At 36.7% G+C, this 25237-nt stretch carries 28 protein-coding genes, 6 tRNA genes and 1 riboswitch; of the genes, 21 read left to right on the forward strand and 13 right to left on the reverse strand.

What is annotated here, in order from left to right; translation table 11 throughout:
* Nucleotides 1–2 precede the first annotated feature (2 nt).
* The 11 genes from KI343_RS08360 to KI343_RS08410 all read left to right on the forward strand — a co-directional run bounded on the left by KI343_RS08360 (nt 3) and on the right by KI343_RS08410 (nt 7394).
* The gene (locus tag KI343_RS08360; RefSeq protein ID WP_212925967.1) at nt 3–1631 is read left to right on the forward strand and encodes a Na/Pi cotransporter family protein; all 1629 of its coding nucleotides are present in this window, start codon (nt 3–5) and stop codon (nt 1629–1631) included.
* A gap of 177 nt (nt 1632–1808) precedes the next feature.
* Nucleotides 1809–1958, forward strand: coding sequence for a hypothetical protein (locus tag KI343_RS08365; protein ID WP_212925968.1), 150 nt, complete (start codon nt 1809–1811; stop codon nt 1956–1958).
* A gap of 200 nt (nt 1959–2158) precedes the next feature.
* A tRNA-Asn gene (locus KI343_RS08370) sits at nt 2159–2233 on the forward strand.
* Nucleotide 2234: 1 nt separating this feature from the next.
* A tRNA-Met gene (locus tag KI343_RS08375) sits at nt 2235–2311 on the forward strand.
* A 30-nt stretch (nt 2312–2341) separates the two neighbouring features.
* Nucleotides 2342–2417 (forward strand) — tRNA-His (locus tag KI343_RS08380).
* 14 nt (nt 2418–2431) lie between these two features.
* Nucleotides 2432–2508: transfer RNA gene (locus KI343_RS08385), tRNA-Ile, on the forward strand.
* A 12-nt stretch (nt 2509–2520) separates the two neighbouring features.
* Nucleotides 2521–2613 (forward strand) — tRNA-Ser (locus KI343_RS08390).
* 54 nt (nt 2614–2667) lie between these two features.
* Nucleotides 2668–2740 (forward strand) — tRNA-Phe (locus tag KI343_RS08395).
* A gap of 442 nt (nt 2741–3182) precedes the next feature.
* Complete coding sequence (gene sodA / locus KI343_RS08400) at nt 3183–3794, forward strand: superoxide dismutase SodA (protein ID WP_212925969.1); 612 nt, start codon at nt 3183–3185, stop codon at nt 3792–3794.
* Nucleotides 3795–3888: 94 nt separating this feature from the next.
* A complete protein-coding gene (locus KI343_RS08405; RefSeq protein ID WP_212925970.1) occupies nt 3889–5166 on the forward strand; it encodes an MFS transporter in 1278 nt (425 codons plus the stop codon).
* Nucleotides 5167–5306: 140 nt separating this feature from the next.
* Nucleotides 5307–7394 carry a peptidoglycan D,D-transpeptidase FtsI family protein gene (locus tag KI343_RS08410; protein ID WP_306432557.1) on the forward strand — a complete coding sequence of 696 codons (2088 nt, stop codon included), beginning with the start codon at nt 5307–5309 and terminating at the stop codon, nt 7392–7394.
* Between the two features lie 111 nt (nt 7395–7505).
* Here KI343_RS08410 and KI343_RS08415 read toward each other — a convergent pair whose 3' ends face one another.
* Nucleotides 7506–8075, reverse strand: a complete 570-nt coding sequence (locus KI343_RS08415) for an endolytic transglycosylase MltG (RefSeq protein WP_244856857.1) — start codon at nt 8073–8075, stop codon at nt 7506–7508.
* Between the two features lie 19 nt (nt 8076–8094).
* Nucleotides 8095–8319, reverse strand: a complete 225-nt coding sequence (locus tag KI343_RS08420) for a hypothetical protein (RefSeq protein ID WP_212925971.1) — start codon at nt 8317–8319, stop codon at nt 8095–8097.
* A 260-nt stretch (nt 8320–8579) separates the two neighbouring features.
* Here KI343_RS08420 and rpmG point away from each other — a divergent pair, with 260 nt between their 5' ends.
* The 8 genes from rpmG to KI343_RS08460 all read left to right on the forward strand — a co-directional run bounded on the left by rpmG (nt 8580) and on the right by KI343_RS08460 (nt 16298).
* On the forward strand, nt 8580–8729 hold the full coding sequence (gene rpmG, locus KI343_RS08425) for a 50S ribosomal protein L33 (protein WP_212925972.1): 150 nt from the start codon (nt 8580–8582) through the stop codon (nt 8727–8729).
* A 69-nt stretch (nt 8730–8798) separates the two neighbouring features.
* Nucleotides 8799–9377: a 5-formyltetrahydrofolate cyclo-ligase gene (locus KI343_RS08430; protein ID WP_212925973.1), complete on the forward strand. Its 579-nt coding sequence runs from the start codon at nt 8799–8801 to the stop codon at nt 9375–9377.
* An 83-nt stretch (nt 9378–9460) separates the two neighbouring features.
* Nucleotides 9461–9631, forward strand: a complete 171-nt coding sequence (locus KI343_RS08435; protein WP_212925974.1) for a hypothetical protein — start codon at nt 9461–9463, stop codon at nt 9629–9631.
* A 109-nt stretch (nt 9632–9740) separates the two neighbouring features.
* On the forward strand, nt 9741–11288 hold the full coding sequence (locus tag KI343_RS08440) for a rhomboid family intramembrane serine protease (protein WP_212925975.1): 1548 nt from the start codon (nt 9741–9743) through the stop codon (nt 11286–11288).
* Nucleotides 11289–11449: 161 nt separating this feature from the next.
* Nucleotides 11450–12895, forward strand: coding sequence for a spore germination protein (locus KI343_RS08445; protein ID WP_212926074.1), 1446 nt, complete (start codon nt 11450–11452; stop codon nt 12893–12895).
* 67 nt (nt 12896–12962) lie between these two features.
* Nucleotides 12963–13175, forward strand: coding sequence for a YqgQ family protein (locus tag KI343_RS08450; protein WP_212925976.1), 213 nt, complete (start codon nt 12963–12965; stop codon nt 13173–13175).
* Entirely contained in the window at nt 13168–14124 is a 957-nt protein-coding gene (locus KI343_RS08455) for an ROK family glucokinase (protein WP_212925977.1), read from the forward strand. The genes KI343_RS08450 and KI343_RS08455 overlap by 8 nt, the downstream gene beginning before the upstream one ends.
* A 221-nt stretch (nt 14125–14345) precedes the next feature.
* Nucleotides 14346–16298, forward strand: a complete 1953-nt coding sequence (locus tag KI343_RS08460) for an LTA synthase family protein (RefSeq protein ID WP_212925978.1) — start codon at nt 14346–14348, stop codon at nt 16296–16298.
* A 193-nt stretch (nt 16299–16491) separates the two neighbouring features.
* Here KI343_RS08460 and KI343_RS08465 read toward each other — a convergent pair whose 3' ends face one another.
* The gene (locus KI343_RS08465; protein WP_212925979.1) at nt 16492–16665 is read right to left on the reverse strand and encodes a DUF2759 family protein; all 174 of its coding nucleotides are present in this window, start codon (nt 16663–16665) and stop codon (nt 16492–16494) included.
* 141 nt (nt 16666–16806) lie between these two features.
* Here KI343_RS08465 and KI343_RS08470 point away from each other — a divergent pair, with 141 nt between their 5' ends.
* On the forward strand, nt 16807–17436 hold the full coding sequence (locus tag KI343_RS08470; RefSeq protein ID WP_212925980.1) for an MBL fold metallo-hydrolase: 630 nt from the start codon (nt 16807–16809) through the stop codon (nt 17434–17436).
* A gap of 74 nt (nt 17437–17510) precedes the next feature.
* Here the strand turns inward: KI343_RS08470 and KI343_RS08475 are convergent, their stop codons facing one another.
* From KI343_RS08475 to comGA, 8 genes are all read right to left on the reverse strand, one after another.
* The gene (locus KI343_RS08475) at nt 17511–17753 is read right to left on the reverse strand and encodes a DUF2626 domain-containing protein (RefSeq protein ID WP_040985302.1); all 243 of its coding nucleotides are present in this window, start codon (nt 17751–17753) and stop codon (nt 17511–17513) included.
* Nucleotides 17754–17876: 123 nt separating this feature from the next.
* Entirely contained in the window at nt 17877–18260 is a 384-nt protein-coding gene (locus tag KI343_RS08480; RefSeq protein WP_212925981.1) for a competence type IV pilus minor pilin ComGG, read from the reverse strand.
* Entirely contained in the window at nt 18232–18699 is a 468-nt protein-coding gene (gene comGF, locus KI343_RS08485; protein ID WP_212926075.1) for a competence type IV pilus minor pilin ComGF, read from the reverse strand. Before comGF ends, KI343_RS08480 begins: the two co-directional genes overlap by 29 nt.
* Complete coding sequence (locus KI343_RS08490) at nt 18650–18988, reverse strand: hypothetical protein (RefSeq protein ID WP_212925982.1); 339 nt, start codon at nt 18986–18988, stop codon at nt 18650–18652. The genes comGF and KI343_RS08490 overlap by 50 nt, the downstream gene beginning before the upstream one ends.
* Nucleotides 18972–19403: a prepilin-type N-terminal cleavage/methylation domain-containing protein gene (locus KI343_RS08495; RefSeq protein ID WP_212925983.1), complete on the reverse strand. Its 432-nt coding sequence runs from the start codon at nt 19401–19403 to the stop codon at nt 18972–18974. Before KI343_RS08495 ends, KI343_RS08490 begins: the two co-directional genes overlap by 17 nt.
* Nucleotides 19390–19695 carry a competence type IV pilus major pilin ComGC gene (comGC, locus tag KI343_RS08500; protein WP_212925984.1) on the reverse strand — a complete coding sequence of 102 codons (306 nt, stop codon included), beginning with the start codon at nt 19693–19695 and terminating at the stop codon, nt 19390–19392. Before comGC ends, KI343_RS08495 begins: the two co-directional genes overlap by 14 nt.
* A gap of 12 nt (nt 19696–19707) precedes the next feature.
* The gene (locus KI343_RS08505) at nt 19708–20748 is read right to left on the reverse strand and encodes a type II secretion system F family protein (RefSeq protein WP_212925985.1); all 1041 of its coding nucleotides are present in this window, start codon (nt 20746–20748) and stop codon (nt 19708–19710) included.
* The gene (comGA, locus tag KI343_RS08510) at nt 20717–21715 is read right to left on the reverse strand and encodes a competence type IV pilus ATPase ComGA (RefSeq protein ID WP_212925986.1); all 999 of its coding nucleotides are present in this window, start codon (nt 21713–21715) and stop codon (nt 20717–20719) included. The genes KI343_RS08505 and comGA overlap by 32 nt, the downstream gene beginning before the upstream one ends.
* A gap of 148 nt (nt 21716–21863) precedes the next feature.
* Between comGA and KI343_RS08515 the strand changes: the two genes are divergently transcribed.
* Nucleotides 21864–22073, forward strand: coding sequence for a YqzE family protein (locus KI343_RS08515; RefSeq protein WP_212925987.1), 210 nt, complete (start codon nt 21864–21866; stop codon nt 22071–22073).
* Between the two features lie 173 nt (nt 22074–22246).
* On the opposite strand, the gene KI343_RS08520 is transcribed toward KI343_RS08515, so the two are convergent.
* Both KI343_RS08520 and KI343_RS08525 read right to left on the reverse strand, forming a co-directional pair.
* Complete coding sequence (locus KI343_RS08520; protein WP_212925988.1) at nt 22247–23038, reverse strand: YqhG family protein; 792 nt, start codon at nt 23036–23038, stop codon at nt 22247–22249.
* On the reverse strand, nt 23022–24686 hold the full coding sequence (locus KI343_RS08525; RefSeq protein WP_212925989.1) for a DEAD/DEAH box helicase: 1665 nt from the start codon (nt 24684–24686) through the stop codon (nt 23022–23024). The genes KI343_RS08520 and KI343_RS08525 overlap by 17 nt, the downstream gene beginning before the upstream one ends.
* A gap of 155 nt (nt 24687–24841) precedes the next feature.
* Nucleotides 24842–24930, forward strand: a riboswitch (glycine riboswitch).
* The last annotated feature ends 307 nt before the right edge of the window (nt 24931–25237 follow it).

Raw genomic sequence — 25237 nt, forward strand, 5'->3', positions numbered from 1 at the left:
TCGTGGATATCGATGTTCAAAAATTAATTATTGAGTTTCTCGGAGGAATCGGTATTTTTCTGATGGGGATAAAAATGATGGGGGATGGACTCCAAAAATCAGCTGGAGACCGATTACGGGATATTTTAGACCGGTTTACAAGTAATCCATTTTTAGGTGTTCTTGCTGGTATTATTGTAACGGTACTTATCCAGAGCAGTTCGGGAACTACCGTTTTAACCGTAGGGCTCGTAAACGCAGGGTTTATGACACTCAGACAAGCTATTGGTGTTATTATGGGTGCGAATATTGGTACAACCGTAACAGCTTTTATTATTGGAATAGACATTGGACAATATTCTTTACTCATTTTAGCACTAGGTGCATTTACTATCTTTTTCTTTAAAAAGCAAAAGATTACTGCAGTGGGACAAGCATTATTTGGTTTTGGTGCTTTATTCTTTGGACTCGAATTAATGGGCAGTGGAATGGCTCCGCTTCGTTCATTAGATGCTTTTCAAGAGTTGACAGTTTCTATGAGCAATACACCAATTCTTGGAGTGGTCATCGGAACAGTCTTTACTGTAATTGTACAAAGCTCTTCTGCAACAATTGGTATCCTGCAAGGGCTATTTTCACAAGGTGCCATTGACTTAAAGGCTGCTATTCCGGTATTGTTTGGTGATAATATTGGAACAACGATTACTTCTATCCTAGCTAGTATAGGTGTATCTGTTGCGGCCAAACGAGCTGCATATACACATGTGACTTTTAACTTAATTGGTGCATTTATTTTTATACTCCTGCTCGCACCGTTTACAAGCTTTATCGGGTATTTAGAAACAGCATTGAATCTCAATAAAGAAATGACAATCGCTTTTGCACATGGAAGCTTTAATATCGCAAATACAATTATTCAGTTTCCGTTTATTGGAGCGTTGGCGTGGTTAGTAACGAAGCTAGTGCCCGGGGATGATGTCATTATCGAGTACAAGCCCAAACACTTGGATTCTATTTTCCTGCAACAGTCTTCTTCGTTAGCATTGAGTCAGGCTAAAATGGAAGTTGTCCGTATGGGGAAATATGCATATCAGGGTTTAGAAGAAACTCATAGTTATGTCACTACACAGAACCCAAAGAATTCGGAGATGGCTCTGCAAATTGAAGGGGCACTAAATAATCTCGACCGGAAAATTACGGAGTATTTAGTGGAAATTGCTTCTACCAACTTAACAGAACCAGAAAGTATTGAGCATACTAGTTTGATGAATACGATTCGTGACATTGAGCGAATTGGTGACCATTTTGAAAATGTTGTCGAATTAGTTGATTATAAAATGTCCAATAAGGTTTCGTTAACAGTTCAAGCAATTGAGGACTTAAATAAAATGTTTGATTTAACCTATATGACAGTTCGACAGGCAGTGGAATCTTTAGAAGCAAGTGATCGAGAAGCGGCTTTAGAAGTCATTCAAAAAGAAGATCAAATTGACAAAATGGAACGTAAATTCCGTAAAAACCATATTATTCGGATGAATGAAGGCACTTGTAGTGGGTCAGCAGGAATCGTTTTTGTGGATATTATAAGTAATTTAGAACGAATTGGCGACCACGCTGTAAATATCGCTCAGAACGTATTGGGCGAGCATTAATAATCATATATATGAAAATGCTCTATCGGCCTATAATAAGCTGACAGAGCATTTTTTGCATGTTTAGGGAGTAGTAGGTTCCATGTTATGGATTCGCTATCCTAAATACATTTTGAGTTTGCACGTGTTTTTTTCATGATGATTATTCAGCTAGGAGAGGAGGTGAATTACAAATGAGTGAAAATATGGAAAATAAAAAATTCCATATCACCTGAAATAAACAATAGATTAATAGACAGCGAAAAAATTTTTAAAATTGGCAAGGAAAGAAGCAGGAAATACAAGGGAGAAAAAACGGAAATGAACGGAAGAAATACAAAAAAATAGCTCTGTTAGATAAAAATCGCAAAAAAAAGAAATAAATTTTAAAGTTTTTGTTGAAATATGTTCCATTACGTGCTATTATAATTCTTGCAGTCGAGTTCAGATAAAAACTTTTGCAAGACTGAAAAAAAGTTGTTGACATAACTTTTAAAACATGATAAATTATATTTTGTTGTTGTTAATTCAACAGAAACGAAAATTATTCCACAGTAGCTCAGTGGTAGAGCAATCGGCTGTTAACCGATCGGTCGTAGGTTCGAATCCTACCTGTGGAGCCATGGCGGTGTAGCTCAGCTGGCGAGAGCGTACGGTTCATACCCGTGAGGTCGGGGGTTCGATCCCCTCCGCCGCTACCAATAAAATATACATAACCTTGCTATTCAATGGCGGTCGTGGCGAAGTGGTTAACGCACCGGATTGTGGCTCCGGCATACGTGGGTTCGATCCCCACCGGTCGCCCCATTAACATAGTAAAAGGACCCTTAGCTCAGTTGGTTAGAGCTATCGGCTCATAACCGATCGGTCGCAGGTTCGAGTCCTGCAGGGTCCACCATTTTTACTGCTTGGAGGTATACCCAAGTCTGGCTGAAGGGGTCGGTCTTGAAAACCGAGAGGCGGGTCAAACCGCGCGGGGGTTCGAATCCCTCTACCTCCTCCATACATATCTCATCATTGAATATTTGAGAGTCTATCGATGAAAGATCAATTTAATGGCTTGGTAGCTCAGTCGGTAGAGCAGAGGACTGAAAATCCTTGTGTCGGCGGTTCGATTCCGTCCCGAGCCATCTTAAAAAACAAGCAAATTGCTTGTTTTTTTGTATGTAAAGAAAATATAAAAGCCAGGTAAATAGTTTCGGCGGGTCGGGGCAAACACAATTCTTTTTGATGGGATGAGTAGCCTCAGTCTCGCTAAACATTTCTATTTAGAGATAGCCGCATCTGGCTCTAAGGTTAAATCTCCCATCGACATACTCCTATAGCAACGGGAGTCTTAGGTTCCTTGCGCTTCCAAGAGTAGGGCATGCTCGAACAGTCGTTGCATACGATAAGTCGTTCTTAGGGCGTAGGGGGACACTCTGCGCTAGTCTATGAAAATAATGTATTATTAATTTGAAATGATTCTTAAGCGTTTGCAAAGCATAATATTTGCAAGTGGCCCTTAGCTTTGATACCTTTATAATTGAAGATTTTAAAAAATAGATCATTTATTTCAAGGAGGAGTTACACATGGCAAAATTTGAACTACCAGAACTACCTTATGCTTATGACGCATTGGAACCAACTATCGACAAAGAAACGATGAATATTCACCATACGAAGCATCACAACACCTACGTAACAAAATTAAATGATGCATTAGAAGGACATGAAGATCTTCAAAACAAATCAGTAGAAGAATTAGTCGCTGATTTAGATGCTGTACCTGAAAACATCCGCACAGCAGTACGTAATAATGGCGGTGGACATGCTAACCACAGCTTTTTCTGGAAGTTATTATCACCAAATGGCGGTGGAGAACCATCAGGAGAGTTAGCTGAGAAAATCAACAGCAAATTCGGCTCTTTAGACAAGTTTAAAGAAGAATTTGCAGCTGCAGCAGCAGGTCGCTTTGGCTCAGGCTGGGCATGGCTTGTGTTAAACAATGGCGAGCTTGAAATTACAAGCACACCAAATCAAGATTCACCACTATCAGAAGGTAAGACACCATTACTCGGATTAGATGTATGGGAGCATGCATACTACCTTAAATATCAAAACAAACGCCCTGAATATATTTCAGCATTCTGGAATGTAGTAAACTGGGATCAAGTAGCAAACAATTACGAAGCTGCAAAATAATTATGAAATTAAAAGCTTGTAGATATCTTTCTGCAAGCTTTTTGTATAGATACGATTCCTTCGCTAAAAATATAAGAAGAAGGAGTCGTTTTTTATGCAATTACATCAGCAATATAGAAGGTATAGACAAAAAAAGGACGAATATAAAGATCTTTGGATTCTTTTAGTGATTGGCGCATTGTATGCTGCAGGTATTTTTTTATCCAATACCTTTGTAAATGTGTACTTATGGAAGCAATCAGAAGATTTTTTTGTAATTGCTAATTACCATTTGGCGAGTTATGTATTTCAAGCATTAGCATTTATTTATGCTGGAAGATTATCTAAAAAAATAGATCGTATAATTATTTTGCGGACCGGAATTCTTTTTTTATGTTTCTTTTTCTTATTTGTTCTTTGGATTGGTGAACTTGCAGCATATTATAATTTTATTCTTGGCTGCTTACTGGGAATCGGATATGGTTTTTTCTGGTTAGCTTATTATGTGCTGACTTTTGAAATCACAGAGCCAGATACGAGAGATTGGTTTAATGGTATTTCAGGCACACTGACATCTTTCGCTGGAATGATTGGGCCGTTGCTTGCAGGGTGGATGATTTCAAAAATGGCGGGTGACCTTGGTTATACTGCTATTTTTGTTATTTCCCTATCCTTATTTATTGCTGCCATCGTAGCAAGCTTCTTTATTATTCGTAAAGGCAGCAAGGGAACTTTTGCTTTAGGGGCCGTGATTGCTGAAAGAAAAAGTAATAAAAATTGGAAACGCATTTTACACGCCCATTTCTTCCAAGGGTTAAGGGAAGGAATTTATGGTTTTTATATTACCATCTGGATTTTCCTTGTTACGAATAGTGAGCTTGTGCTGGGAGTTTTTAATTTATTCCTTTCAGGGTTATCGATTCTCTTTTATTTCGTTGCTATAAAATGGATCAAACCAGCTCTACGTAAAAAGGCCATTTTATTTGGCGGCATTTTGTTGTTTGCTTCTATCTTTATTATTATTTTTGAAATGAGTCTATTTTGGTTAATTATCTATGCTGTGATTATTGGAATTGCCTTTCCGATTTTGACCGTTCCATATCAATCCTTAACATACGATGTCATTGGCAGAGCTCGAATGGTGAGTGAAAGAAGAGTAGAATATATAGTTGTTCGGGAAATATATTTAAACCTGGGAAGAATCGTGTCCATTGCCTGTTTCATCTTTGGGATGTTCCTATTTCCTCATGATATAATTATCCCTGCCTTATTAATTATGTTTGGTGCTGGGCATGCGATGATTTACTTTTGTATCCGAAATATTTTTATTGGGCCAACAAAGAAAGAAAAAATCGCATTAAAAGAACATTTTACTGACGAAAAAAGTCGTTAAGTGTGATAAAATCAAACAGTAGTATTTTTCACAGAGATGTTTAAATAGACTAAACATGGATGACGTATTATAAATTCTTTATAAATACGTCTACAATCGAATGTCATGCAAGTCTAAAATATATGTAAAGGGGGAGAAAAGTGGTAGAGAAGAAGAAAAAGAAAAAACGGGCCCAGCTTCCTGTTCGTATGAACATCCTTTTCTTTGCCATCTTCTTATTATTTTCTGCACTTATACTTCAATTAGGCGTTGTTCAAATTTTAAAAGGGGAATCTTATCAAGAGGAAATCGAGAGGACAAATTTAGATACAACAAGTGTGCCTGTACCTCGGGGGAAAATTTTTGATAGGAATGGAAATATCATTGTAGATAATGAGGCGATGTATTCCATCACCTACACGCCTCCTAAAGACGTTCAAGCAAAGGATCGTTTAGAAGTAGCTGAAAACTTAGCTAAGTACGTTGATATGAGTGATGATAAAAAAATCGATCGAATCACTGACAGAGATAAACGAGAATATTATTTATTACTACATCAAGAGGAAATAGAAAAGCGATTAGCAAAAATTAATACAGAAGATATGGATGCTTCAGAGGAATACGCAGCTACATTAGATTTAATTACAGATGAGGAGATTGCCGATTTCTCAGATGATGAATTAGAAATCATTGCAATCAAAAAAGAGCTAGATAAAGCATATGCACTTACTCCACAGGTAATTAAAAATGAAGGAGTTAGTGCCGAAGAGTACGCTTCAGTCGCTGAACATTTGGATGAATTGCCTGGAATTAATGCAACAACAGACTGGAATCGTGTTTATCCAAACGGAGACACTTTAACAAGTATCTTGGGGAGCATTACAAGCCAGGAACAAGGAATTCCTGCTGAGGACATGAATGCTTACTTAACGAAAGGATATAGCCGAAATGATCGTATTGGCAGAAGCGGTCTGGAAGAGCAATATGAAGACTTCTTGCGTGGACGGAAAGAACAAATTCAATATACGACACGCCAAAACGGAACAATCATTGGTTCAGAAACAATCGTAGAAGGAGAACGAGGCAAGGACCTGGTTCTAACGACGGATTTAGATCTTCAAAAAGAAGTCGATAAAATTTTATTAGAAGAGATGCAGGCGGCAAAAGGAAGCAGTCCTTATGATAATCGGTATTTAACAAATGCTTATGCTGTGGTTATGAATCCAAAAACTGGAGAGCTTCTAGCTGTTTCCGGGGTGGATTATAATACAGAAACAAATGAATATAATGATGCGGCATTCATGGCTTTGGCGAATGCCCATGAGCCAGGTTCCAGCATTAAAGGAGCAACGATACTTGCCGGTTATGATTCTGGTGTTATTTCTCCGGGAGAAGTTTTTTATGATGCACCGATAAAACTCGCAGGAGCTCAGCTGAAAAAATCTGTTTCAACTATGGGTGCTGTAGATGATTTAACAGCTTTAGAAAGGTCCTCCAACGTGTATATGTTCTATGTGGCCTTGCGGCTGGGAGGAGACTATCGTCATCCAATGCCGCATAATGCGTCTTTAGGCATCAATGTGAGTGAAACCTTACAAACACTGCAAAATTATTTTAACCAATTTGGTTTAGGTGCTTCAACAGGCATTGATTATCCTTATGAAAGTACCGGGGTAAGAGGGGAAGTTCCAGATAATCCTGGTAATATCCTTGACTTTTCTATTGGCCAGTATGATACGTATACAACTTTACAGCTTGCACAATATGTATCAACAATTGCCAACAATGGATATCGTGTTCAGCCTCATTTCTTAAAACAGGCACATAATCCAATTGCTTCTTTAGATGAACTCGGACCGCTGTATTATACAAAAAATACCACGGTCATGAACAGAATTAATATGACAGATGATGAAATTAGTCGGGTGCAAGAAGGTTTCCGTCGTGTATACCAAGGATCTCGAGGAACAGCAAGAACTTATTTTCAAAACAAGTCATATAATCCTGCAGGAAAAACCGGTACAGCACAGACCTATTATTATGAAAACGGGGAAAAAATTGCGCTTAATAACTTAACATTAGTCGGGTATGCGCCGTTTGATGATCCGGAGGTTGCTTTTGCAGTGGTGGTACCATATGTAGGAACGACTTCTGGCAATGGTATCAACTTAAAAATTGGTGAACGAATTTTAGATACGTATTTCGATATTAAAGAGAATCATGATGAAGAAGCAGATGATGATGAATAACAAAAAAACTTCCCCCTATTGAATAGGGTGGAAGTTTTTTTGTTTGCTTGGAATAGCTTATAAAAAGAAAATGAGCTGTTCCATCCAGAATAGCTCATTTTCAAGAATGATTTAATCCGTATAGGTTGTAATAATTTCAGCGATTTCGCTAAAGGACATTTCACTATCTACTTTATAGGTCCCAGGCTTCACACTGCCGCTTAAATCATTGTCTTCGAGATAGTCATTGAACTCTCTTGCGTCATCAATAATGCCTGCCTCTTCTAGAGAGTCACTAATGTTAGAAGGCGGCATACCATTTTCCAATGTTACCTCTACATCGATAACATCGGATTCTTCATCTTCACTGCTTTCTGAGTCATTGTCATCGCTATTTTCGTTTTCACTACTTTTCTCGTCATTACTATCTTCGTCTTTGTTTTCATCTGAATCATTAGCAGCTTCAGAGTCTTCTTTCGCTTCTGAATCATTTTCATCAGAAGTTTCCTGATTCACGCTATACGCAATATATTCGTCCTGCGTTAATACAGCATATCCATGATTTTCCAGAGTAGAAATTAATTCTTCTGGATCCATATCCTCCAGATTACCCGAGGAATTATTTCCGAATATATATATAGCGAGAAGCAGAATACCACTAGTTAACAAACCGACAGCAAAAGCTCTTACGTGTTGTTTCATGATAATACTCCTCTAATTATTAGTTTTTATGATGAGACGTTTTTTCGTCATCAGATATTTGTTGAGGTAATAATTCTTCTTCTAATACAGTTACCTTCTTTTTCAGCTGATATGTATCTTGCATCGTTGTAATAGACAGCTGTTCTACCTGACTTTCCACTTCCTCAAGGCGGTCGTTAATAAAGAAAGATAAGATAAACAAAGCAATTCCAATTACGACGATTGCCAAAATGGCATATAACATTTTTAATTCCCTCCCTTTAAGTACCTTTTATAGTTATACCATAAATTAATAGCAGTGACTATGCTAAAAGCAAGAGAAAATCATATAGGTAGTTACTTTATCCTTTACGAATAGGGGAATGTAAAGTTTGATGGTTCTTTTCAATTTTTTACGTCATCTCTTTAAGAATCCTACTTGATTAATAGAGGAATCTCTGATAATATAATAAAAGTCTGTACAGTTATGTAAAAAGGCAAGTTAGAAAGTTTGGAGGGATAGATATGCGCGTAAATATAACGTTAGCTTGCACGGAAACAGGAGATCGTAATTATATTACAACAAAAAACAAACGTAATAATCCTGAGCGTATTGAGCTTATGAAATACTCACCACGTCTTAAAAAACATACCCTACACCGTGAAACAAAATAAGTACTAAAGAAAAACTCTTATCTAATTTAATTGGATAAGAGTTTTTTTACAAAGAGAGGTGAATGTTTCGTGTCAGAAAAACAAATTTTACGTCAAGCTATGTTGAAAAAGCTAGGTCAGCTCTCAAATGAGGAACGACAGCAGATTGAAAAAAAACAGCAGACACAATTATTTTCTTGCGCCGATTTTAAGCAGGCTAGAACAATCGGTATTACGATTTCAACAGATATAGAGTGGGATACATATGCAATTATTGAAAAAGCCTGGGAGCAAGGGAAAATAATAGCTTCTCCTAAATGTATTGCAAAAACAAAGGAAATGCATTACTACACCTGGAACCACAGAAATCAAATTCAGCCTGGCTATGCCGGGATAAACGAGCCTAATCCTAAATTAACAAAATATATCGATTATGATGATATTGATTTACTTATTGTACCAGGCGTTATTTTTGACCGGCTTGGTTATCGAATTGGCTATGGCGGCGGGTATTACGATAGAATGCTGGAGAACTATAAAGGTTCGACCCTATCTCTTTGCAGTGAGATGCAATTCGTGAACCAAATACCGAGGGAAGTCTATGATTTGCCTGTAGAACAAATCATTACAGAAAAACGTGTCATAAATGTGCTAAATTCAAATATGTAATGCATAAGATTTCTTCCTCTGTTGACACTAGATGATGTATAAGCAGGCTGATTGCTTCAATCATTAAAATGGGGGTAAGAAAGATGATGCGATTGTTCTTTATATTAACAATAGTTCTCTCCTTTATTTTTGTCATTATGAAATGGAAATACCGTATTTTAAATACGATACTAAACTGGCAACAAGGGAGAAAATATCTGATTCCAATTGTCGTAAATATGCTCTTATGGATGAAGAAAAAGCGAGCGGTTTAAGCTAGATAATGGTGAAAAATTCCCTTCTTTGTCAATTGTTTAATATTTATATCCATAGTTGCGCAGGGTTATAAATTTTTGGTAAGCTTCAAAGAGGGGAGGATGATTTATGGACATATCCATGCAATATAGAATGTATGAACTCGTAACAAAATTAACAGAACAAGGATTTCAAACCATTACAGGTGACGATGAAAGGGACGAAATCTGGCTGATGAAGAAAGCAGGCAGAAAATCCGATATTATTCGTGTGAAATCACAATCGTTTGATTGGTTTAACCAATTACGGCAAGATTCACTCGCTGCTTATCAGCAAATGCAGCAGATAAGACAATCTATTGTAAGCACCAATGCTGAATTTTATTCGATATACATAGCTAAAGAACAGCCGGTTGACGAATGGGGAAAAATAAAACACCAGCCCTTTGGACAGGGAAACAGGAAATCTCCCAGAATGCATGTATACTATCTTAACCAAGGTGACGAAGAAAACGAGATTAGCCGCTTAAACCAAGATTTAAATGTTTCGTTACCTGCAGGTGGAAGAGATTTAGGGGATATGGAAATAGAAGCGGCAGCAATTCAGATGAAAAAGGCACTCTTTCAAAAAATCCAGGAAGAGCAAGAGAAACGCAAAAAAATATTTTCATTTTCCACACCACTGTTTACATACATATTAATCGCAATAAACGTCATTGTTTTTATTCTTCAAATAACAACTGGTGATTTGCAGAATACACAGCATTTAATTAATATGGGCGCCAATTTTAACCTGCTTGTTATGGAAGGTGAATGGTGGAGATTCTTTAGTTCAATGTTTCTTCACCTTGATTTTATCCACATTCTTATGAATATGATTGCTTTATACTTTCTTGGCACTGCTATAGAGCGGATATTCGGGAGAACCCGCTTTCTTTTAATATATTTTCTTGGTGGTCTAACAGGCTCTATCGCAAGTTTTGCTTTTTCAATAAACGTTTCTGTAGGAGCGTCTGGTGCGATATTTGCTTTGTTTGGGGCGCTTCTTTTATTTGGACTTATCTATAAGCAAATTTTCTTTCAGACAATGGGACATAGCATTATTGTTATTTTAGCTATTAACCTGGTGGTCGGATTTACCGATCCACAAATTGATATGGGGGCGCATATTGGTGGATTAGTTGGTGGTTTTTTAATGACTACTGCCATGTATGTCCCGAGAAGAAAGAATCAAAAATATCAAATTTTAGGTTTTCTTGGTTGGATTATTCTCAGTATAGGATTATTGCTTTTTGGCTGGTCATATAATACGTCATCTGTAGAATTTAAAATAGAGGAAATACAGTCTCAAGTGGAAGAGGGAGAATTTCGTGAGGCTATTTCATTAGCGACAGAGACTCTAGATGAAACGGACGATGCTAATCTGATCCCGCTTTTACTTTTTCATCGGTCTTATGCTTATATTCAGCAACTCCAATTTGATAAAGCACGAGAGGATTTAGAAGATGCACTTCAATATGAGGAAGTCTTTCCGGAAATATATTACAATTTGGCAATTATATATTCGCAGCAGGGGGTAGGCATGGAAAAATTAGAAGCCATTATTGATGAAGGCTTAGATCAATTTCCAGACAATGAGGACCTGCTGGATTTGAAAGATGATTTACAATCTTATTAATTGATAAACCAGGCTGAAAACGACAGCCTGGTTTTCGTTTATTCGGCTTCTAGACGATATACTTTTCCGTTTGTTGCGACCTTATGGAATGTATAGTTTTCACCTAGTGATATAAACTATGGACATCCTATTACAATAAGGTGATAAATGTGACGCAGAAAATGCGGAAGGTAAATACAAATCTAAACACAAATGTTTCTTATTTAAAAACTTATTTAGCAATTGATAAGAGCTTTGATTTAATTTATTTAGAACTGAACTATGCGGAAAAAGACATGGCCATGTTTATGGTTGATGGCTTTGTAAAAGATGATATTATGGCATTTATCATGCAATCCTTGCAAAGACTTGAGCCATATGAGCTAGAAATAGATACATTAAAAAAGTTGGTAAAAAGAGATGTTCCATTTATTGAAATCGAAGCGATGGATGATATGGATTCATTGATTGATTTTATTCTTTCAGGTGCAACCGTATTATTTGTAGACGGTTTAGAGAAGGCAATTATTATTGATGCAAGAACCTATCCAGCCCGCTCACCCGAGGAACCAGATTTAGAGAGAGTTGTCAGAGGGCCTCGTGATGGGTTTGTTGAAACACTTGTATTTAATACCTCGCTAACAAGACGCCGAGTTAGAGATCGTTCTTTAAGAATGGAATTTATGCAGGTTGGCAGGCGTTCTAAGACAGACGTGGTTATTAGTTACATTGAGGATATCGCTGATTCCAGACAAGTAGAGCGGATAAAAAAACTTGTTAAATCAATTGATACGGACGGATTGCCCATGGCAGAAAAGACGATTGAAGAATTCTTCAGTCATCGTTATTGGAATCCATATCCTGCTGTGCGTTACACGGAACGTCCTGATACGGTTGCGTCGCATCTTTATGAAGGGCATATTATTTTGATTATTGACGGGTCACCATGTGCCATGATCACACAAACGACTTATTGGCAACATTTACAACATGCTGAAGAATATAGGCAAAAACCAACTGTTGGAGCTTACTTGCGATTTGTTCGATTTATTGCCATATTTCTCTCATTAATACTCTTGCCATTGTATTATTTATTTACTGTACAGCCCGAATTATTATCACCAGCTCTTTCTTTTATTGGACCAGAAGATACCGAGGCTATTCCAATACTCGTTCAGTTTTTAATTGCCGAATTAGGACTTGATGTGTTAAGGATGGCATCCATTCATACCCCTTCGTCATTAGGCACAGCACTGGGGCTAGTCGCTGCAATTATGATTGGTGAGGTTTCTGTACAGGTAGGTTGGTTTTCACATGAAGTAGTGTTATATATTGCCACTGCAGCAATTGGTTCTTATGCAACGCCAAGTTATGAATTAAGTATGGCGAATCGACTTGTACGTTTATTTCTATTATTTACCACTGCTTTGTTTGGTGTGAGTGGCTACGTTGCTGGCGTGACAGTTTGGCTGCTATTTTTAATAAAGATGAGAACGATGGATACACCTTATTTTTGGCCAATGGTTCCTTTCTCAGCAAAAAATATGCGTGATACATTTATTCGCTTTCCAATCCCAGTAAGACATCTAAGGCCGTCTATATTAAGACCAAAAGATCCAGATCGTTAATTCGATTTGGATCTTACTCGTATTTCCCATTTCGCTGCCCATTTGATATAATACTCTTGGTGATTACATGCAAAATATACATGATGTACGGAAACTGTTGATGAAGTTTGGCACTTTTATTTATACGACAGATCGCTTAGGTGACTTAGAATTAATGATGATGGAAATGAATGATTTATATGAATGGAAATTAATTAGCAGCCAGCAATTCCAGCAAGCTGTATTACTTTTGAAAAAAGAAATGAGAGAATATAAGAAGGGAATTAGAATAAATGACTGAATTATTAGTAGGGGTAGATATTGGCGGGACAACGGTAAAAATTGGATTTATTGCAGAAGACGGAAAAATTCAAGAAAAGTGGGAAATTCCTACAGACCTAACAAATGAAGGGGAAAATATTATTTCTGATATATGGAAAAGTATTGATTCGAAATTAAAGATGTCTTCCATGGCTAATCCTTCTATTAAAGGAATCGGTGTCGGAGCACCGGGATTTGTTGATGCGCATGCTGGTATTATTACAGAAGCGGTTAATATCGGGTGGAAAGATTTACATTTAGCGGAAGAACTTGAAAAATTAGCGGGAGTTCCTGTTTATGTTGAGAATGACGCTAATATTGCTGTATTAGGGGAAAATTGGATTGGTGCAGGAAATCAATCTGAGAATTTAATAGCGATTACATTAGGTACAGGCGTTGGCGGTGGAATTATTGCAAATGGTTCTATTTTAAATGGTGTAAACGGGATGGCTGGAGAAATTGGCCATATAGAAGCAATAGAAAATGGGCATCCCTGTAATTGCGGAAAGAAAGGTTGCTTAGAAACGATTGCCTCTGCGACAGGAATTGTTCGGCAAGCAATGGAAAAAATACACACACAGCCTGAATCTTTATTAGCAAAATTATTTCAAAAAGAGGGAAGGATTTCTGCAAAAAATGTTTTTGACTTGGCAAAGCAAGGAGACCAGGCTTCTGGGGAGATCGTTGACTACACAGCGGACGTGTTAGGGAAAGCAATTGCAAATATGTCAGTTATTATTAATCCTTCCAATATTTTGATTGGCGGTGGGGTCTCAAACGCCGGAGATCAATTAATTGACGCTATAGTAAAAGCGTTTAGAAAGCATGCTCTGCCGAAAGTTAGTGAGGTATGTACCATTAAAACTTGTCAACTTGGCAATGATGCTGGAATTATTGGCGGAGCATATTTAGTTTACGAGAATAATTAATATATCTTTAGACTTGATTTTTTTTGATTATCTACTAAAATAGTAATTTATGAACGGGTAATAAAATAAAATGATTAAATGTGAAACCTTTTTTCTTGCCAATTCGTTATAATAAGTTGTACAATTCTTTAACTGTAAGTCTATACAAGTTAATAAAATGGGAAGTAATATGTTAAAGTACCATCAATAGCATTCCTGTTTTTATTTAGGAGAGGATACGAATGAAACGATTTAAAAAGCCAAAGATACCATTATATATTATTGCAGCACTTCTTCTTGGGCTGAAAACGTATATTGCTTACCGATTTATATTTAATGTTGAACTGGATAACTCCATGCAAGAATTAATCTTGTTTATTAATCCTTTTGTTTCTGCATTTTTAATTCTAGCATTAGGAGTCTGGTTTAATAAGACTTCTAGACAAATGAAGTATATTCGTTATGCAACATTGCTTGCGTCTGTACTAATCTGGGCGAACCTTGTATTTTATCGCCAATTTACAGACTTCATAACCATTCCACAATTATTTATGGGAAGTAATATGACAGATTTAGGGTCTAGTATTCTAACCTTAATTAAGCCATGGGATCTTCTATTATTTGTGGATGCTGCAATTGTTTGGTATTTAAGTAAAAAATATGAAGGAAGTCTATCTGTACAGTATCCAAGAAGCGGTAAAGTCGGCGCTTTAGCATTCTCATTAGTTTTACTGGCAGGTAACTTTTTCTTAGCGGAAATGGAAAGACCACAGCTTTTCACTCGTGGATTCGATCGCGAATATTTAGTGAAAAATATTGGTCTATTTAACTATCACGTATACGATATTGTGATACATTCTAAAAACGAATCACAGCGCGTATTTGCGGATGGAAATGAAATTCCAGAGATACAGGATTATATTAAAGAAAATGTAGAACATGAAACCAGTGAAAAAATGAATGGTATTGCCAAGGGCAAAAATATCATTTTCCTTAATGCAGAGTCACTGCAGCATTTTGTAATGAATAGCGAAGTGAATGGGGAAGAGGTTACACCGTTCCTTAATCAATTGGCTCAGGATGAGGATACGTATTACTTTGACAACTTCTATGAACAAACTGGTCAAGGGAATACGTCTGATTCGGAGTTTCTGGTAGAAAACTCACTGTATCCACTGTCTCGTGGTGCTGTATTCTTTACGCATGGAAACAATGAATATCATTCGTTCCCAGAGATGATTAAAGAAGCAGGCTATACTTCTGCAGTACTGCATGCAAATAATAAAAGTTTTTGGAACAGGGATGCAATGTATGACAGTTTAAACATTGATGAATTCTTTGGAGAAGAGTCTTACGATGTAACACCTGAAGACTCTGTAGGATGGGGCTTGAAGGATAAGCCATTCTTTGAACAATCCATCCCTCTTCTAGAATCATTAGAAGAGCCATTCTATTCAAAAATGATTTTGTTAACAAATCACTTCCCGTTTGAATTGGATGAGGAAGACGCAACTATTGATAAATTTGATTCAAATTCCAATACGTTAAACAGTTATATTCCAACTGTTCGTTATATGGATGAAGCAATCGAAGAATTCTTTGCTGAACTGAAAGAATCTGGTCTTTATGAAGATTCCATTATTGTTATTATGGGGGACCATATTGGAATTAGTGCTAACCATAATAAAGCAATGGCAAAGTATTTAGATAAAGAAGAAATTACGCCATACGATCAAGTTCAATTACAGCGAGTACCACTATTTATTCATATTCCCGGAGATGGAAATGGAAAAACCATCGATACGGTTACAGGTCAAATTGATTTAAAACCAACCATGCTAAATATGCTTGGTGTTGATTCAGGAGAAGATATCTATTTCGGTAATGACTTATTCAGCGACGATAGAAAAGTCTATGTAGCATTACGAAATGGTGACTTTGTAAGTGAAGATTTTGTGAAAACTGCGGGTTCTTGCTATGATCGTGAAACAGGTGAATTAATTGACGAAGTTGCAGAAGAAGAGACAGATTCGGAAACAGGAGAAGATGCTGAAGAAGCCGAAAAAGAATTAGAGAGCGTAGAAAGTGCTTGCGATGCAATCCAAGAAAAGGTTGATACAGAACTTTCTTACTCTGATTCCATTATATACGGTGACTTATTCCGATTTGTTGATTTTGGAGATGAAGAGAAATAATTAAAAGAACGACACAGGTAATTCGTATCCTGTGTCGTTCTTTTAAAATTTTATTCCGCATATATGGAGTACATAATCTTACGATGGTTTGTGTGGATGCTACGAAAGGAAGGGGAATAAGTTGGAAAAGAAGTGACTTAGAAAATAAAAAAGATTCTTTCTATCTTGTTTAAATAGAAAGAATCTTTCTGTTTTAGCCAATGATTTCTGAAATAATGGTCGCAACGGAAAAGAACCCAAAGACAATAGCAGCTAGAGCAGAGAATAACAACGCCAGTATATTTTTATATTTCAACTGACGAATCACGGATACGACCGCTAATAGCGCTACAAATAAAAATAAAATTCCTAATACAATATGAGCCATCCGAATTTTCCTCCTTTTCAACGTAACTATACTTGTGTAAAAAGTCAGTTTTTAATACTATGTAATTATCGTTAAGCTATTTATATTTTATAGTATTTCCAAGTGTTTGTCGAGTTATTATAAAAGAATGGAGAGATGATGATGGAAATTATTACGATGCCGGTAGGTTTAGTTCAGGCAAACTGTTATATCGTGTATAACAAAGAGGACAAAAATGCTTTAGTTATTGATCCAGGTGGAGAGCCAGATAAGATAATTGATGCGATTGACAGTCAGCAGTTAAACGTGAAAGCAATTTTACTAACTCATGCACATTTCGATCATATTGGCGGATTGGATGGTATTAGAAATTCTACAAATGCGCCAGTGTATCTTCATAAATCCGAATGGAATTGGTTAGCTGAGCCAGCTTTAAATGGGTCAGCTAAATTAATGGGAGAGACAATAACTGCAGCAGCGGCGGATAAAGAGTTAGAAGAGGGTTCCATTGATATTGGCGGATTTACAATAGAGATATTACATACACCTGGACATTCACCAGGAAGTGTTAGTTTTGTTTTTCCAGATGATAACTTTGCTATCAGTGGAGACGTATTATTTCAACAGGGGATCGGCAGAACAGACTTAGTGGAAGGGGATATGGCAACATTGGAAAAATCGATTAGGACGAAATTATATCGTTTAGCAGATGATTTAACAATACTACCTGGTCATGGACCTGCAACCACCATTGGTTATGAGAAGAAAAACAATCCTTTTTTTCCTGCATAGTGGTATCAAGAAACTTTTAGCATGAATAAAGAGAAAAGACCATCTATTTAGAAAATAGATGGTCTTTTTCATTTTTAATGTCCAAATCCAGGTACAAGGATAAACTCGGAATACCAAGTGTATCCAACAATAAATACCGTACAATATGCACCAAATAAATACATGTACATACGTTCAGACAGCTTTAAGTAACTCAATGTAAGGAAAAACGCCGTTTGAACAAGGAATAATAATGCAGTATTCAGCATGTCACCTACATAAAACATAACTGTAAAAATACCTGTCCAAAAGGCAAGAACACGAAACATGCGGTCCATGTCTTCCCCCTCCTTTATAGGTAACGTTCTCATAGTTATTATATACGAGCAAAGTGGGATTGTAAACGATTCTTATAGAGATACGACAGAATATTACCTATTTGATTTATAAACGGTAACAATTCAGCGAAGTTCGTGGAAATTGTACCGCCGAGACAACTGGTAAATATGATCGCTTCCTGTTTGCTTTATTGCAAAATAGACAGCAATCTTATCATCAGGCTCTGCTTCCATGGTTACTTTGACTTCTCCCTGAGGGAAATCATACGTGGTTTGATGAGGCAAAGTAACCTCTTTATTATCTATTTCATCACGCGCTTTTTTATAGGCCATTTGAAATAGCGTTTCCGTTTCAATATGAAATAGCTGATTATTCACTACGACTCTTTCTGTCTGATATTGATAAAGAAGAAAGTGAATACAAAGAAATACGATTAAAATCACCCAAACGACATGAAATAGTAAAAATCCTTGTTGATTATGGATAATTGTATAGTGTTTTTTCATAAACCGCACCTGATTCTCCCGTAATAGTAAATAAAATCGCATTAGCTTGTTCTTCAAAACGGACATTAGAAATTTTATGAAGATAAATTTCATGGCCTTGTCCATTTACCTGTCTCCGTATCGAGTTGTTATATTGACTAAATTTCGCCGTTTTCTCCTGGTTATCATTTCGATCAATAAATCGAATGTACAATTGATTATCAGCTACGTGAACAGACGTTGAAAAGATGACTTCATTACGTAACTGAATGAAAAATTGCTGTACCGATAATGATTCCGTATAATTTTGCTTTAATTGAAGTGTAGATAAAGCATAATATACAAAAGGAAGTGTTAAAACTAGGATTGTCATGCCGATGAGCATAGAAATTAAAGTGAATCCTTTTGAGTTACTCCATAAGTGCATAAAGGCATTTTTTCTCTCTTTTTTCTTTTGCATTAGTCCATTCTGCACATCCTTTCACGTATTCCCCTTCCAGTACAAAAGAGAATTCTGTTGAGGCCCTGTAAGGAGTTACCATGTATTTAGATGGATAAGGAGCGGCTCCAATTAAAACCCCTTGCAGTTCATCATGTAATTTAGTTGTGATTTGCAGTCTTTCCATTGAATTGTATTGTTCCTTTGCAAGAAAGGAGAGAAGTGGGAGAAGCATGGTAAGCATGGAAAATAAAAGTAATGACGCGATTAAAGTTTCGAATAAAGTAAATCCTTTATCTTTTTTCAGCATAAAATCTACCTTTCCCGAATGGAAATACGATACGGTATGGTTCTCCTCCAATATCCATCAAAATAGTTTGTGGATTCATCGTGACACCGCCTATTGAGAATTTAATATCTTTAAGATAAGGATTTGTTAAAATGACGGATGAGGGAAATTCCCGTTTGATGATGGTTTCGTTGCTAAGCAAAATGCTGTAGCTATCAGAGGCAAACCTTAATACATAGGGTTTTGTGATTTCCTGTGTACTCATCGTATTCTGCAGATAGAGTACATCCATTTCTAGCGTGTTAAGAAATTGTTCATTCTCTAAATTCTCCATGTGTTCCATCTGATGTTTAGGAATGAGTAAAAGAATGACAGATAGGATGGATAATGCAAACAATGCTTCAAGAAGTGTAAAACCTCGTTCAGTTTGAAGCATTTACCACACCATTGGAAATAGAAAGTTTATCTCCATTTGAGCAGGTTAGCTGGTCTGCTGTTATATAATCAGCACTCTGCAGCTGATCTAAGCTCGATGGCATATTGCCGGTATCAATTTGATATGCATCTGCCTGGGCTTGGACAACGCTAATGAGAGCATCACAGCCTTTGGTATGGACATCACCGGTTTTCTTGCCCAGATTCGGTATAATTAATATCATGATAACGGATATGACCATAATTACAATTAACATTTCGATTAATGTGAATCCCTTTTGATTTTTCAACATAAAAAAGCTCCTTTACATCGTATTCATTAATTCAAACATGGGTGACATCAGACTAATATAGATAAATACGATAAACGCGCCAATAATTAAGAAAAAGATAGGCTGGATATATACAATCCGTTTCTGAAGTCGCTGATACATGGTATCGATAGAAACGTCTGCATAGATGGCTAAATCCTTTGCTAAGCTTGTTGCATCCATATTGGAAGATAAAATATCAGTCAGATGATTTTCTAAAAAATCCATGGTAGTTAAAAGTCCGTGAATGGACCGACCTTTAAAATATTCTAATTGTATTTGCTTTGCATAGTAAGAAATAAAGGGGAGTTTTGTCTGTTTGGACATATAATTCAGTAATTCCTTCATTGGCATACCAGTGTGTAAGAGAGAACTGTATAAAGTAGCAAAGTGAAAGGAAGTTTGCCGCTTTACATAGGAGCGATAGAAGGGAATCTTCCTGTATAAAGACATTCTTGTTTCTAAGGAGATATTGTTTTTTAAAAATAACCAAATCACAATACCGATAATGAAAAATAGAAGGAGGATAAATAGGACATATCCAAACCAAGTAGATAGAAAGATAACAATTTGCAGCAACATAGGCATTTCTCCAACGATGAGCTGTTGGAAGGAAGGAATGACACGTCTGTAAATAAAAAATAACAAACCGCTAAAAACAAACATTAATATGATTGGATAACGCACAGTTTGTTGAAATTTACGCATGTAATGAACGCGTTGCTGAAATAGTTGACAACATTGTTCAATTCGTTCCGATATATTGGCTTTCTCCCGTACTACAAAAAGATAGGAAATAATCGAATGGTGAAAACCAACTTCATCCATTGCTTCATCTAAATATTGTCCAGCTTCAAGACGGCTTAAAACTTGTTTAGAAATGAGCGTTAACTCGGTGTAGTATTTCATCGTATCCAAGGAATTCGTTAAAGTGAGTCCCCTTGATAGCATTCGATTCAAAACGTGAAGAAATTGAAGCTGTGTGGCGATGGTTATTTTTTTGTTATTGAGGGGGAACAGTTTGCGTAAAACCATAAGCAAATGCCTTCCTTTGTAAATTTTTAAATTGCTGTTTTTCTGGTAAGTTTTGCAAGGTGCCCTCGATCGCTTGGGTTAAGAAAGGCCCATCAATTAACTCTCCGATAGCACTTCGCTGTTGTTTATTTTTCCTCGTAATCGGGATGAGCCGCAGAGCTCCGATACCAATAAGCACTTGATGCAGATCTGCCGTTTTGATCCCCATTTCTTTTAAACGGAAAATAGTGCCAATAGCATTTTTGGCATGAAGGGTACTAAGGACAAGATGACCAGTCAGAGCAGCTTCTACCGCAAATCGTGCTGTTTGCTTATCACGGATTTCTCCCACCATTAGGATGTCTGGGTCGTGACGTAACGCAGCTTTTAAGCCAACTTGATAGGATATTCCAGCATGTTCATTAATTTGTACTTGCAGAATTTGATTTATTTTTCTCTCAATCGGATCTTCTAAGGAAATAATTTGACAGGGATTTTCTTTGATTTCCATTTCTAACAGAGAATATAAAGTAGACGATTTTCCACTGCCTGTTGCTCCAGTTACTAAAATAAGCCCGGAATTTTGATTCATCCAACGGCGCATTTGTTGTATCTGGCTAGAAAAAAGAAATAAATGTTCTAATGGTAAGCTGTCATTTTGGGGAAGAATCCGAATAGCAATACTCTCTTGCTGGTAATGAGGAAGCGTCGAGATCCGAAGTGCGTAATCCTTCGATTCAAATTTCCAAGGTAATGAACCGTGCTGTGGCTTTCTGGTTTCACCAATATCCATATTTGCACTAAATTTGAAAAAAGTTCTGAGCAACTGATATTGTTTCGTTAAAATAGTTCGGTTAAAGGTACGTTTCCCGTGAATTCGAAAATAGATTTCAGTCTGCTGCTCATAAGGATAAAAGTGAATGTCGGAAGCTTGTAGCTTGATTGCGGATTGAAAGAGGTCGTCAGAAAGTTTTGTGACGTGATTCATTAACTCACCTCCTTACGAATATTTCTGACATAATCTATAATTCGACACGTTTCCAGGTTCTCCTTCTTTTTTTAAAAAAAAGAATAAAAATTTTTTCTATTGTTTAAGCTATAGATAAGAGATTACCTTTAAAAGGAGCATTAAACTTATGAAGAGCAACGACTATATTCGGTTTTTAACAGAAGAAATGATGAAATACATGCATTTATCAGCAGAAGAAAAGAAAGAGCGTAAACAAAAAAAGAAAACTTCTAATCCATTCTATAGCAATAGATGGCTAGGCGTTATTCCTTTCTCTATTCAATCCTGGTATCACAACAAAAGCACAAAGCGTTCAGCAACGGACGAACTGGATTGAGGCGGAGGTAATAAAACTCAGTGGATGTTGGATTAGGATGTAGCTAAGTGTTAGTCGGCCTTACCCAGAGCTCGTGTCGACTTTTCACCACAGTCATAAGTTTGAGTGTTCGTTCACCTGTGCCAAGCCTTCTTTTTCTACTCAAAATAAAAAATAGTCGTGAATCGTTACGACTATTTTTTATTTAAAGCTGATTGCGCTAAATAAAACATCCCGCCATTAATGACCTGAAAAATGACTTCTGGTTTAAATCGTTTCTCGAGTGCTTCTAATTCTTCCAAATATCTTGGATGATCCAATTCTTCTTCGTAAAAATGTTTTAGCGTTATTTTCTCTGATTCCCATTGTTTGATAGACTCATTTGCCCACGTATTATCTTGATTTTTTACGTGCTGCAATAAGAGATTTTGAATTCGATTAAAACCGCTCTGCAGTTTAATCATAGGCGTTAGCGTATAGCAATAATCTGAGATTGTTCTTTCCAACTTTAATTCTTCTAAATGCTCCATCATATTTAAGGTCATATTTCCATGAAGCAGCTGCAAACCTACTGAGAAAATTTCATCTTTATGCCTGGCTCCCCGGTAACTAATTTTTATATTCAGCACAAGCCAAGGGTATAACGGCGTATTTTGTGTCGTATGGATTACTTCGAATAACTTTGTATAACGCTCTTTTTCTGTCAGTTTATTCATGATTTGGTGTAGTCTAGGACTGCCAAAATGAATCCATTCACCAGGCTCTTTTGTTTTTTCTTTATCTGTAATCAGGCGAAGTGTCAGTGGTTCTCCTTCTCGTCCGATTTTCTTAATGTAGTGCCAGTAGAATGGACGGTTCATTAACTCCCGATCCATTTCTTCTGTAAGCTGAACATGGATTTGTCCCTCTTTATTTGAAAGAATCTCACACTGTTTTGTTTTAAAATAATTCATTAGAAACTGTGTTAAATCAATTTGCTGTTCCATCTTTATAGAGCTCCTCCTCTCTGATTTCTTGATTTGCCTGCTCAATAACAGATGTCAAATTGTCTAGTTTAATGCGCACTTCACCCGGAGAAGTGGACTCTTGATAAATGGATTCTATTTCTTTTTCCATACTATCCACTTTCAACTCAGCTAAAATGGCATCTAAATTGCCAATCACATTTTCAAACAGATGTATTTTCTCATAAAGCATGGACAATATATGTTCTTCAATCGTTTGCTTTGTAACAAGGTTATAGATGTGCACGTCTGACTCTTGACCAAAACGGTGAATACGGCCGATTCGCTGTTCCAACCGCATGGGATTCCATGGAAGATCATAGTTAATGAGATGATGGCAAAATTGCAAGTTAATTCCTTCTCCACCGGCCTCTGTTGTGACCAGCACTTGTGCATGATCTTTAAATAATTGTTTCATCCAGTCCTTTTTCCCCCGTTTAAATCCACCGCGAAACGGGACAGAAGAGATGCCATGCTGCTGTAGATACCATTGCAAGTAATATTGGGTAGCACGGTATTCTGTGAAAACAATTACTTTTTCTCCGTTTAGTGATTTAATCAGCTCGATTAACTTTTCAGCTTTCGGATGCTGCTCCAATTGTTGGATTTGTTCAATTGCTTCTTGAATGGCTGTATTTTCTCCCTGGGTACCTAGCTTTATAAGGGAAGTAAAGCAAGCCTCTCGTGAAGAACAGAACTCTCGTAAATAGGTGATTTTGGCAAAAGAAGCCATTCCAAAGGAAAGCTGCATCAATTGTTGATAAACCTTTTCATAGTTTTCAGGTAAAGAGGTCCATATCGTATGGATTTTCCGTTTAGAATTGTTCAACGTTGTATCTTTTCGTGTGTTTCGAACCATTACCTGTTGAACCAATTTGCGTAGAAAAGGATCCTGTTCCATTTTTTTTCGGTCTTTGCCAAATTTCTCTGTAAATGTTTTATAATTCCCTAAGTGGCCAGGTTTTAAGAGACTGACAAGGTTAAACAATTCTAATAGCCTATTTTGCACAGGGGTTGCAGTTAATAAAAGACAGTATTTTTTCTTTAATTCCCGAACAAATTGATAGTTTTTGGTTTGTTCATTTTTTAATTTATGTGCCTCGTCGACAAGGATAAAATCATAATTTAAATTTAAAATTGCCTCCTGGTTTGGGGAACGCTTTGCCGTATCAATGGAAGATATAACAATCGGATTATCCTCCCAGCTATAATTCTTTCGATAAGCGATAGCAGGGATTAAAAATTTCTCATTCAATTCTTTTTCCCATTGATTAACGAGAGAGGCTGGAACTAGAATTAATGCTTTTTTCACCAATCCCCTTACCATATACTCTTTTAATATAAGACCAGCTTCAATCGTTTTTCCAAGCCCGACCTCATCAGCTAAAATGGCACGCCCATTCATGGATTCAATGACTTGTTCAGCTGCATGTAATTGATGATCTAAAATATCGAGATGGGGTAAGTATTGTAATGCTTGCAAACCGCTAAAAGATGGCCTTTTTGTCACATTCATTGTCTGGTAAGCCATGCGGAAAAGCTCCCAATTTGTTAACCTGTTTTCATCATGAAATGCTGATTCTAAGTCATTTATAAATTGGTTATCATGACGAATTTGTATAGAATCCATCTATTCCATTCACATCCTCTCATTAAAATATTGGTCCTTCCTATTACTTTTTTAAAATTTATGATATAATTTTGTAAAAGGCTTTTTCTTGCTGAATATACATAGGATTACGTATATCTTATAGTATAACCAACATCAATATATTCTATCAGCGGATGATTACAAGGGGAGAGCTTACAGATATGTAACGCCGAAGGAGCAAGTTAAGAGCGAATCTCTCAGGCAAAAAGACTCTTGTAGGACGCAACTCTGGAGAGTGTTTATAACGAGGAAGAAAAATACTTTCTTTTTTTACCGTTATAAACCACCCACGAAGCAAGTATCACATTTCATCAAGTTGTAAATGCTTTCTTGATTCGCCTTAAAAAGCGAGTTAGGGAGGAGGCGTGGAAAGCTTGGGTTCATTCATCTCGGGAAGCTTGGACATTCCCTGTAGCATGAAGTTCCATTTCTAATGTGTATACGCAACTTTCTGGTTTGAGGACAGAGACTTCTTTTTGGAAGAAGTCTCTATTTTTATGCAAAAATAACATTTATATTTTGAAACATTT

The sequence above is a fragment of the Oceanobacillus sp. J11TS1 genome (assembly GCF_018333215.1).
Classification (GTDB): domain Bacteria; phylum Bacillota; class Bacilli; order Bacillales; family Amphibacillaceae; genus Oceanobacillus.

Excerpts from the sequence above, each read along its gene's own strand:
- sodA (WP_212925969.1), top strand. The coding sequence starts at position 3,183 with ATGGCAAAATTTGAACTACCAGAACTACCTTATGCTTATGACGCATTG.
- KI343_RS08405 (WP_212925970.1), top strand. The coding sequence starts at position 3,889 with ATGCAATTACATCAGCAATATAGAAGGTATAGACAAAAAAAGGACGAA.
- KI343_RS08415 (WP_244856857.1), bottom strand. The coding sequence starts at position 8,075 with ATGAAACAACACGTAAGAGCTTTTGCTGTCGGTTTGTTAACTAGTGGT.
- KI343_RS08420 (WP_212925971.1), bottom strand. The coding sequence starts at position 8,319 with ATGTTATATGCCATTTTGGCAATCGTCGTAATTGGAATTGCTTTGTTT.
- rpmG (WP_212925972.1), top strand. The coding sequence starts at position 8,580 with ATGCGCGTAAATATAACGTTAGCTTGCACGGAAACAGGAGATCGTAAT.
- KI343_RS08435 (WP_212925974.1), top strand. The coding sequence starts at position 9,461 with ATGATGCGATTGTTCTTTATATTAACAATAGTTCTCTCCTTTATTTTT.
- KI343_RS08440 (WP_212925975.1), top strand. The coding sequence starts at position 9,741 with ATGGACATATCCATGCAATATAGAATGTATGAACTCGTAACAAAATTA.
- KI343_RS08445 (WP_212926074.1), top strand. The coding sequence starts at position 11,450 with ATGCGGAAGGTAAATACAAATCTAAACACAAATGTTTCTTATTTAAAA.
- KI343_RS08450 (WP_212925976.1), top strand. The coding sequence starts at position 12,963 with ATGCAAAATATACATGATGTACGGAAACTGTTGATGAAGTTTGGCACT.
- KI343_RS08455 (WP_212925977.1), top strand. The coding sequence starts at position 13,168 with ATGACTGAATTATTAGTAGGGGTAGATATTGGCGGGACAACGGTAAAA.
- KI343_RS08460 (WP_212925978.1), top strand. The coding sequence starts at position 14,346 with ATGAAACGATTTAAAAAGCCAAAGATACCATTATATATTATTGCAGCA.
- KI343_RS08465 (WP_212925979.1), bottom strand. The coding sequence starts at position 16,665 with ATGGCTCATATTGTATTAGGAATTTTATTTTTATTTGTAGCGCTATTA.
- KI343_RS08470 (WP_212925980.1), top strand. The coding sequence starts at position 16,807 with ATGGAAATTATTACGATGCCGGTAGGTTTAGTTCAGGCAAACTGTTAT.
- KI343_RS08475 (WP_040985302.1), bottom strand. The coding sequence starts at position 17,753 with ATGGACCGCATGTTTCGTGTTCTTGCCTTTTGGACAGGTATTTTTACA.
- KI343_RS08480 (WP_212925981.1), bottom strand. The coding sequence starts at position 18,260 with ATGAAAAAACACTATACAATTATCCATAATCAACAAGGATTTTTACTA.
- comGF (WP_212926075.1), bottom strand. The coding sequence starts at position 18,699 with ATGCAAAAGAAAAAAGAGAGAAAAAATGCCTTTATGCACTTATGGAGT.
- KI343_RS08490 (WP_212925982.1), bottom strand. The coding sequence starts at position 18,988 with ATGCTGAAAAAAGATAAAGGATTTACTTTATTCGAAACTTTAATCGCG.
- KI343_RS08495 (WP_212925983.1), bottom strand. The coding sequence starts at position 19,403 with ATGCTTCAAACTGAACGAGGTTTTACACTTCTTGAAGCATTGTTTGCA.
- comGC (WP_212925984.1), bottom strand. The coding sequence starts at position 19,695 with ATGTTGAAAAATCAAAAGGGATTCACATTAATCGAAATGTTAATTGTA.
- KI343_RS08505 (WP_212925985.1), bottom strand. The coding sequence starts at position 20,748 with ATGGTTTTACGCAAACTGTTCCCCCTCAATAACAAAAAAATAACCATC.
- comGA (WP_212925986.1), bottom strand. The coding sequence starts at position 21,715 with ATGAATCACGTCACAAAACTTTCTGACGACCTCTTTCAATCCGCAATC.
- KI343_RS08515 (WP_212925987.1), top strand. The coding sequence starts at position 21,864 with ATGAAGAGCAACGACTATATTCGGTTTTTAACAGAAGAAATGATGAAA.
- KI343_RS08520 (WP_212925988.1), bottom strand. The coding sequence starts at position 23,038 with ATGGAACAGCAAATTGATTTAACACAGTTTCTAATGAATTATTTTAAA.
- KI343_RS08525 (WP_212925989.1), bottom strand. The coding sequence starts at position 24,686 with ATGGATTCTATACAAATTCGTCATGATAACCAATTTATAAATGACTTA.